General features: G+C 74.0%; 7 protein-coding genes. 3 read left to right on the forward strand and 4 right to left on the reverse strand.

Annotation, left to right across the window (positions count from 1 at the left end):
* Positions 1 to 19: 19 nt before the first annotated feature.
* From ACZ63H_RS26830 to ACZ63H_RS26845, 4 genes are all read right to left on the reverse strand, one after another.
* Complete coding sequence (locus tag ACZ63H_RS26830) at positions 20 to 505, reverse strand: DUF6099 family protein (protein WP_469869213.1); 486 nt, start codon at positions 503 to 505, stop codon at positions 20 to 22.
* A gap of 169 nt (positions 506 to 674) precedes the next feature.
* Positions 675 to 1,070, reverse strand: coding sequence for a nucleotide pyrophosphohydrolase (locus tag ACZ63H_RS26835; RefSeq protein ID WP_469869215.1), 396 nt, complete (start codon positions 1,068 to 1,070; stop codon positions 675 to 677).
* Complete coding sequence (locus ACZ63H_RS26840) at positions 1,067 to 2,248, reverse strand: AAA family ATPase (RefSeq protein ID WP_469869217.1); 1,182 nt, start codon at positions 2,246 to 2,248, stop codon at positions 1,067 to 1,069. Before ACZ63H_RS26840 ends, ACZ63H_RS26835 begins: the two co-directional genes overlap by 4 nt.
* Positions 2,249 to 2,335: 87 nt before the next feature.
* Positions 2,336 to 2,725, reverse strand: a complete 390-nt coding sequence (locus ACZ63H_RS26845) for a cell division protein SepF (RefSeq protein WP_467938438.1) — start codon at positions 2,723 to 2,725, stop codon at positions 2,336 to 2,338.
* A 228-nt stretch (positions 2,726 to 2,953) separates the two neighbouring features.
* Between ACZ63H_RS26845 and ACZ63H_RS26850 the strand changes: the two genes are divergently transcribed.
* From ACZ63H_RS26850 to meaB, 3 genes are read left to right on the forward strand one after another with little or no spacing between them, the layout of a single operon-like run.
* Positions 2,954 to 4,768 carry a methylmalonyl-CoA mutase family protein gene (locus ACZ63H_RS26850; RefSeq protein ID WP_469869220.1) on the forward strand — a complete coding sequence of 605 codons (1,815 nt, stop codon included), beginning with the start codon at positions 2,954 to 2,956 and terminating at the stop codon, positions 4,766 to 4,768.
* Entirely contained in the window at positions 4,768 to 6,942 is a 2,175-nt protein-coding gene (gene scpA, locus ACZ63H_RS26855) for a methylmalonyl-CoA mutase (protein ID WP_469869222.1), read from the forward strand. Before ACZ63H_RS26850 ends, scpA begins: the two co-directional genes overlap by 1 nt.
* Before the next feature lie 5 nt (positions 6,943 to 6,947).
* Positions 6,948 to 7,952 (forward strand): methylmalonyl Co-A mutase-associated GTPase MeaB, encoded by a 1,005-nt coding sequence (gene meaB / locus ACZ63H_RS26860; RefSeq protein WP_469869224.1) that lies wholly within the window; start codon positions 6,948 to 6,950, stop codon positions 7,950 to 7,952.
* Positions 7,953 to 8,039 lie beyond the last annotated feature (87 nt).

Here is an 8,039-nt window from a genome sequence, read left to right on the forward strand (position 1 = left end):
GAGGCGGACCGGGCGGCGGTCATACGCCGAAGGGGGTGTCCTGGGCGTCCTCGGGCACCAGCGCAGCCCGCGCCGCCAGCTTGCGCAGCATCTCCAGGACGCGGTCGCGGGACTCGTCGGCCGCGTCGATCGCCTCCATGCACTGCCAGTACGTCGTCTCGTCGACGGCGGCGCTCGCCATGCCGACCAGGGACATGCCGACCTCGCCGAGCAGGCCGCCGAGGCAGAGCAGGGTCTCGCGGGCGTCGTCCAGCTCGGTGAGCTGGGCGGCGCGCAGGTCACCGGGGTCGAGTTCGGGCGGATCCAGGACGCCGCAGCCCCGGCCCGCCAGTTCCGTCAGTCCGAGCGCCTCCCCGCGCAGCTCCGGCGGGCCGGAGACCGCGAGGCGGCTCCCGATCGCCTGTGCCAGGGCCTGCGCCTGCCACACCTCCGCCATCATCTCCCCCGCGTCGGCGCCGGCCGCCAGGGCCCGCCTGCTCGCGAGGATGAGCCGTACCGCATCCATGGATGCCCCCGTCCGTCCGCCGTGCCCTCCGGCGCGGCCTCGTGAACAACTCTCTTGTCCACTACCCAGAGTGAGGGTGGTTGAGGCGAAAAGCCAGAGGAAGACGGAAATCTCTGGACAACAATTCGGATTCGTCACGCAAGTTAACTACGTAGAGTGATAACGGAGTCTAGGAGTCCGCCTGTTGGTCCTCCTGTCCGGCGCCCGAGCCGCCCCCCTCGTCCTCCCGGTCCCGGCCGCCCGGGACCGGGAAGCGGTGTTCGTTGCGGTCGATCTTGGCGGCCAGGGCGGTCAGCGGGTCGATGCCGAGGACCGCGCAGAACTGGAGCAGATAGGCCAGCACATCGGCGACCTCGTCCGTGACCCGGTGCGCCGTGCCGGGGTCGTCCATCACCCGGGCGGACTCCTCCGGGGTCAGCCACTGGAAGATCTCGACCAGTTCGGACACCTCCACCGAGAGGGCGGCGACGAGGTTCTTGGGCGTGTGGTAGGGCTGCCAGTTCCGCGCGGCGGCGAAGTCGGCGAGTCTGCGCTGGAGCGAGGCGAGGTCGGGGTGTTCGGTCACGCGTTCAGGTGTACCACCGTGACTCCCGGGGTTCCGGCGGCCCAGGAGGCGTCCTGCACCGCGGCCACGCAGCGGATGTGTCCGCGCCGGCCCATCCGGGCGGCCGTCCGCAGCAGTTCCCCCCGCTGGGCGGGGTCCAGGCCCCGGTCGAAACCGTCGGCGAGGACGGTGAGGGACCGCAGGGCGTCCGGCACCTCGCCGGGCGCGTCCATGGCCAGTACGCCCGGCCCGGTCAGCAGCACCAGGGTCAGCGCCAGGTAGCGCAGCTCGCCGTCGCCGAGCCGGGCGAGTGCGGTGCGGACGCCGTCGCCCCGGTCGAGCAGTGCCCGTACCGTGCCGTCGGACAGCGGCTCGGCCACCAGGTCGGCCACCGGGCCGGCGCAGCCCGCGTCCAGCGCCTCGACCAGTTGGCCGTGCCGGCGGGAGCACTCGGCGCGGGTGCGCCACAGCACGTCGGCGAGGTTGTCGCAGCCGGGCAGCAGCCGGCCGGAACCGGTGGGGACGGGGCCGCGCATGTGCTCGGGGCGCGGATCGCAGGGGAAGACGGAGCGCAGGGCGACGACCATCTGCTCGGCGGCGGCGAGCACACGGCGCTGCCCGTCGGTCTTGCCGGCCACGCGCAGCGGCAGCAGGGCGGTGCCCAGGCGGTCGTCGGGGAGCGGGGCGCGGGTCACCGGGGCGGAGCCCGCGGTGTGCCAGGCGGCCTGGACGGTACGGCGCCCGGGGTCGCGCAGCGCGGTCTCCAGCAGGACCACCCCGCGCGCGGTCAGCCGCTCCCCCACGATCCGCAGGTCCGGTTCGGCCTGTACGGCGACGTCGAGCCGGACCGGGCCCTCGGCGCCGTCGGCCGTGCATCCGATCCGGAAGCCCCGGCGCCCCCCGGCGTCGGGCCGCGCCCGCTCCGGTACGCGGGCCGCCGGGTCCGGGAACGCCTCGTCGAGCGGGGCCCCGCCGCCGAGCCGGGCCAGCGCCTCGAAGGCGGCCAGAGCGGTGGTCTTGCCGGCCCCGCTGGGCCCCGCGAGCAGGGTGACCGGCCCGAGCGGGAACCCGGCACCCCGGTGCCCGGCGAACGCGGAGAGCCGCAACTCGGTGATCCGGGAGCGGAGGTCGGGGTGGGTGCCGGAGGGCGCGGGCACGTCGGCCGCCGGCGACTCAGCGAACACGAAGGGCACGGCCATATGCGGACCGTAGAGCCCCGCCGCTTCGCAGAATCGTTTCACCGCCGGGGTTTCCCCCGATCGTGGGACGGCCGGCGCGCCGCGCCGTCAGGTGCCCGACAGCCCTGCCCCCTCCATCAGGCCGCTGACCTCCGTGCCGGGCGGCGTGAGGAGGAAGACGTTGCGGTCGACGCGGTGCATCCCGCTGCCCAGGCCGAAGACGACGCCGGTGCTGAAGTCGAGGACGCGTTTGGCGACGTCTCCCTCCGCGCCGGACAGGTCCAGCAGCACCGGCACCCCGGCCATCAGGGTCTCGGCGACTTCCCGGGCGTCCGCGAAGACGTTGACGCGCAGGACCACGAACCGGCGCCGGGTCTCGGTCTCGGCGTCGGGCAGCGAGCGGTGGGTCACCGCGGACGGCCAGGAGTCCCGGCCCCGCAGCGGCACGACCTGGGCGAGCCCTTCCCACTGTTCATCGGTGACGTCGTAACGGCTCACCGGCTCCCCCTGACCTGACTCGCGAACAATTCGTACACCAGCCAATTCTTACGCCAAGTCACCCGTTCGGCCCAACAGCGACACGGTGCGCGACCGGGGCATCCGGCTCCGGGGCCCCCAAAGGCCCCCGCCGGACCTCCGGGATGGCACAGATCACAACCGCAAGAAGAGAAACCTCACAGCCCGTGCCGCGCCCCCGATTCGGTGCCCTGCCCTAGCATCCCAGCCATGACGGTCCTGCCTGACGACGGGCTCTCACTGGCCGCCGAGTTCCCTGACGCGACACACGAGCAGTGGCAACGCCTGGTGGAGGGCGTACTGCGCAGGTCAGGCAGGGAATTGTCCGGCGAGGCAGCGGAAGACGCCCTGTCCACGACGCTCGAGGACGGGCTGCGCACCCGGCCCCTGTACACCGCGCACGACAGCGCGCCCGATCCCGGCCTGCCGGGCTTCGCCCCCTTCGTGCGGGGCGGCAGGCCCGAGGGCACCGGCCCGGGCGGCTGGGACGTGCGCCAGCGGCACACGGCACTCGGCGCCGGCCCGGCGGACGCCGTGCTCGCCGACCTGGAGAACGGCGGCACCTCCCTGTGGCTGGTGCTGGGCGAGGGCGGCATCCCGGTCACGGAGCTGGGCCGCGCCCTCGACGGGGTCTACCTCGACCTGGCCCCGGTCGTGCTGGACGCGGGCCGGGACACCGCCCGGGCCGCCGAGGCCCTGCTGCGGCTGTACGCGGACAAGGGCGTGGACGCCGGGGCGGTGCGCGGCAACCTGGGCGGCGACCCGCTCGGGTACGAGGCCCGGACCGGCACCGCGCTGCCCTTCGCGCCGTACGCCGAGCTGGCCGTGCGCTGCGCCGAGGGGTACCCGGGGCTGCGCGCGCTGACCGTGGACGCGCTGCCGTACCACGAGGCGGGCGGCTCGGCGGCGCAGGAGCTGGGCGCCTCGCTGGCCACCGGGGTGGCCTATCTGCGGGAGCTGACCGAGGCCGGACTCGGCGTCGAACAGGCCGTCGCGCAGCTGGAGTTCCGTTACGCGGCGACCGCCGACCAGTTCCTGACCGTCGCCAAGCTGCGCGCGGCGCGCCGGCTGTGGGCGCGGGTCGCCGAGGTGTGCGGGGCGCCCGGGGCGGGCGCGCAGAGGCAGCACGTGGTGACCTCGCCGGTGATGATGACCCGCCGCGACCCGTGGGTGAACATGCTCCGCACGACGGTCGCGGCGCTGGCCGCCGGGGTCGGCGGCGCCGACGCGGTGACCGTGCTGCCGTTCGACCACGCGCTGGGGCTGCCCGACGCGTTCGCCCGGCGGATCGCCCGCAACACCTCCTCCATCCTGATCGAGGAGTCCCACCTGGCCCGGGTCGTCGACCCGGCGGGCGGTTCCTGGTACGTGGAGCGGCTGACGGCCGATCTGGCCGAGGCCGCCTGGGCGTTCTTCCGGTCCGTCGAGCGCGACGGCGGCCAGGCGGCCGTGCTGCGCTCCGGCCGGCTGCGCACCGATCTCGCCACGACCTGGGCGGAGCGCTCCAAGCGGCTCGCCAGGCGGCGCGAACCCATCACCGGGGTCAGCGAGTTCCCGCTGCTGGCGGAGGAGCCGGTGGAGCGCCCGGCCGCGCCCGAGCCGCCCTCGGGCGGTCTGCCCCGGGTGCGCCGCGACGAGGCGTACGAGGAGCTGCGCGCCCGCTCCGACGCCCATCTGGCGAAGACCGGCGCCCGGCCCCGGATCTACCTGGCCACGATCGGCTCCGCGGCCGAGTACACCGCGCGCGCGGCCTTCGCCGCGAACCTCTTCCAGGCCGGCGGCGTCGAGCCGGTCACCGAGGGCGGCTTCGCCGGCAGCGGCGCCACCGAGGCCGTGGTGTGCTCCAGCGACGCGCTCTACGCCGAACAGGCCGGTCAGGTGGCCGCGTCGCTGCGCGCGGCCGGGGCCCGGCACGTGTTCCTGGCGGGCCGGGGAGAGTACCCCGGCATCGACTCGTACGTCTTCGCGGGCTGTGACGCCGTGGATGTGCTGTCCGCGACCCTCGACCGCATGGGAGTGTCCTGATGGGAATCCCCGACTTCTCCGGCATCGAGCTGGGCACCCCGGTCACGGGCGGCACCGAGGACGAGTGGCGCGCGGCGCTGCGGCGGGCCGCCGGGGACGCGGAGGCGGTGTGGGAGACCCCGGAGGGCATCGGGGTCAAGCCGCTGTACACCGGACGCGACCTGGAGGGCCTGGACTTCCTGGGCACCTACCCGGGCATCGCGCCGTACCTGCGCGGCCCGTACCCGACCATGTACGTCAACCAGCCCTGGACGATCCGCCAGTACGCGGGCTTCTCCACCGCCGAGGAGTCCAACGCGTTCTACCGGCGCAACCTGGCGGCCGGCCAGAAGGGCCTGTCGGTCGCCTTCGACCTGCCCACGCACCGGGGCTACGACAGCGACCACCCGCGGGTGACGGGTGACGTCGGCATGGCGGGCGTGGCCATCGACTCGATCTACGACATGCGGCAGCTCTTCGACGGCATCCCGCTGGACCGCATGACCGTGTCGATGACGATGAACGGCGCGGTGCTGCCGGTGCTGGCGCTGTACATCGTGGCGGCGGAGGAGCAGGGCGTACCGCCGGAGAAGCTGGCCGGGACCATTCAGAACGACATCCTGAAGGAGTTCATGGTCCGCAACACCTACATCTATCCGCCGAAGCCGTCGATGCGGATCATCTCGGACATCTTCGCGTACACCTCGCAGCGGATGCCGCGCTACAACTCCATCTCCATCTCCGGCTACCACATCCAGGAGGCGGGCGCGACGGCCGACCTGGAGCTGGCGTACACCCTCGCGGACGGCGTGGAGTACCTGCGCGCGGGGCGGGAGGCCGGGCTGGACGTGGACGCGTTCGCGCCCCGGCTGTCGTTCTTCTGGGCGATCGGCATGAACTTCTTCATGGAGATCGCCAAGCTGCGGGCGGCCCGGCTGCTGTGGGCGAAGCTGGTGCGGCAGTTCGACCCGCAGAACCCCAAGTCGCTGTCGCTGCGCACGCATTCGCAGACCTCGGGCTGGTCGCTGACCGCGCAGGACGTCTTCAACAACGTCACCCGCACCTGCGTGGAGGCGATGGCGGCCACCCAGGGCCACACGCAGTCGCTGCACACCAACGCGCTCGACGAGGCGCTGGCGCTGCCGACCGACTTCTCGGCGCGCATCGCCCGCAACACCCAGCTGCTGATCCAGCAGGAGTCGGGCACCACCCGGGTCATCGACCCGTGGGGCGGCAGCGCGTACGTGGAGCGGCTGACGTACGACCTCGCCCGCAAGGCCTGGGCGCACATCCAGGAGGTCGAGCAGGCGGGCGGGATGGCGCAGGCCATCGACGCCGGCATCCCGAAGCTGCGCGTGGAGGAGGCGGCGGCCCGCACCCAGGCCCGCATCGACTCCGGCCGGCAGCCGGTGATCGGCGTGAACAAGTACCGGGTGGACAGCGACGAGCGGATCGACGTGCGCGCGGTCGACAACTCCGCCGTGCGCGCCCAGCAGATCGAGAAGCTGCGGCGGCTGCGCGCGGAGCGGGACGAGACGGCCTGCCGGGACGCGCTGGACGCGCTGACCCGGGCGGCCGACGGCACGGACAACCTGCTGGAGCTGGCGGTGCGCGCGGCCCGCGCCAAGGCCACGGTCGGCGAGATCTCCGACGCCCTGGAGAAGGTGTACGGACGGCACGCCGGGCAGATCCGTACGATCTCCGGTGTGTACCGCAACGAGGCAGGACAGTCGGCGTCGGTGGACCGCACCCGGGCCCTGGTGGACGCGTTCGAGGAGGCCGAGGGGCGCCGGCCGCGCATCCTGGTCGCGAAGATGGGCCAGGACGGCCACGACCGCGGCCAGAAGGTGATCGCGACGGCCTTCGCCGACCTCGGTTTCGACGTGGACGTCGGCCCGCTGTTCCAGACGCCCGAGGAGGTCGCCCGGCAGGCGGTCGAGGCGGACGTGCACGTGGTCGGGGTGTCCTCGCTGGCCGCCGGGCACCTCACGCTCGTCCCGGCGCTGCGCGAGAAGCTCGCCGAGGAGGGCCGCGAGGACATCATGATCGTGGTCGGCGGGGTGATCCCGCCGCAGGACGTGCCGACCCTGCGCGAGATGGGCGCGGCGGAGGTGTTCCTGCCCGGGACGGTGATCCCGGACGCGGCCCACGACCTGGTCGTGCGGCTGGCGGCCGATCTCGGTCACGAGCTGTAGCGGCGATGGCAGCGATCGATCTCGACACGTACGTGAAGGGCGTCCTCGACGGGAAGCGGGCCCTGGTGGCCCGCGCCATCACGCTCGTGGAGTCCACCCGGCCACAGCACCGGGAGCTGGCGCAGCGGCTGCTCACCGAGCTGCTGCCGTACGGCGGCCGGGCGCGGCGGATCGGGGTGAGCGGGGTGCCCGGGGTCGGCAAGTCGACGTTCATCGACGCGTTCGGCACGATGCTGACCTCGCTGGGGCACCGGGTCGCGGTGCTCGCCGTCGACCCGTCCTCGACCCGCACGGGCGGCTCCATCCTCGGCGACAAGACGCGGATGGAGCGGCTCGCGGTCGATCCGGCGGCCTTCGTGCGGCCCTCCCCCAGCGCGGGCACGCTGGGCGGGGTCGCCAAGGCCACCCGGGAGTCGATGGTGGTGATGGAGGCGGCCGGCTACGACGTGATCCTGGTGGAGACCGTCGGGGTGGGCCAGTCGGAGACGGCGGTCGCCGACATGGTGGACTCCTTCCTGCTGCTCACGCTGGCCCGCACGGGCGATCAGCTGCAGGGCATCAAGAAGGGCGTCCTGGAGCTGGCCGACGTGATCGCCGTGAACAAGGCGGACGGCCCGCACGAGCGGGACGCGCGGGCCGCGGCCCGGGAACTGGCGGGCGCGCTCCGGCTGATGCACGGCAAGGAGGCCTTCTGGACGCCGCCGGTGCTGCACTGCAGCGCGCGGGAGTCGGCCGGTCTGGACACGGTGTGGGAGCGGCTGGAGCAGCACCGCCGGCTGCTGGAGAGCACCGGGCGGCTGGCGGCCAAGCGCCGGGACCAGCAGGTCGGCTGGGTGTGGGCGATGGTCCGCGACGAGCTGCTGGGCCGGCTGCACGCCGACCCGGCGGTGCGCGCCGCCGCCCCGGACCTGGAACGGCGGGTCCGGGACGGGGAGCTGACGGCGACCCTGGCGGCGGAGCGGATCCTGGCCGCCTTCGAGGGCCGTACGGCTCCTTTGACCGGGGACTGACCGACGGTGGGGGGGGGGGGGGGGGGGGGGGGGGGGGGGGGGGAAGGGGGGGGGGGGGGGGGGGGGGGGGGGGGGGGGGGAGGGATG

The sequence above is a fragment of the Streptomyces sp. NPDC104831 genome (assembly GCF_055583025.1).

What these genes read in the sequence shown, in the direction of transcription:
- ACZ63H_RS26840 (WP_469869217.1), bottom strand. Translation starts at nt 2,248, where the DNA reads ATGGCCGTGCCCTTCGTGTTCGCTGAGTCGCCGGCGGCCGACGTGCCC.
- ACZ63H_RS26850 (WP_469869220.1), top strand. Translation starts at nt 2,954, where the DNA reads ATGACGGTCCTGCCTGACGACGGGCTCTCACTGGCCGCCGAGTTCCCT.
- ACZ63H_RS26830 (WP_469869213.1), bottom strand. Translation starts at nt 505, where the DNA reads ATGGATGCGGTACGGCTCATCCTCGCGAGCAGGCGGGCCCTGGCGGCC.
- meaB (WP_469869224.1), top strand. Translation starts at nt 6,948, where the DNA reads ATGGCAGCGATCGATCTCGACACGTACGTGAAGGGCGTCCTCGACGGG.
- scpA (WP_469869222.1), top strand. Translation starts at nt 4,768, where the DNA reads ATGGGAATCCCCGACTTCTCCGGCATCGAGCTGGGCACCCCGGTCACG.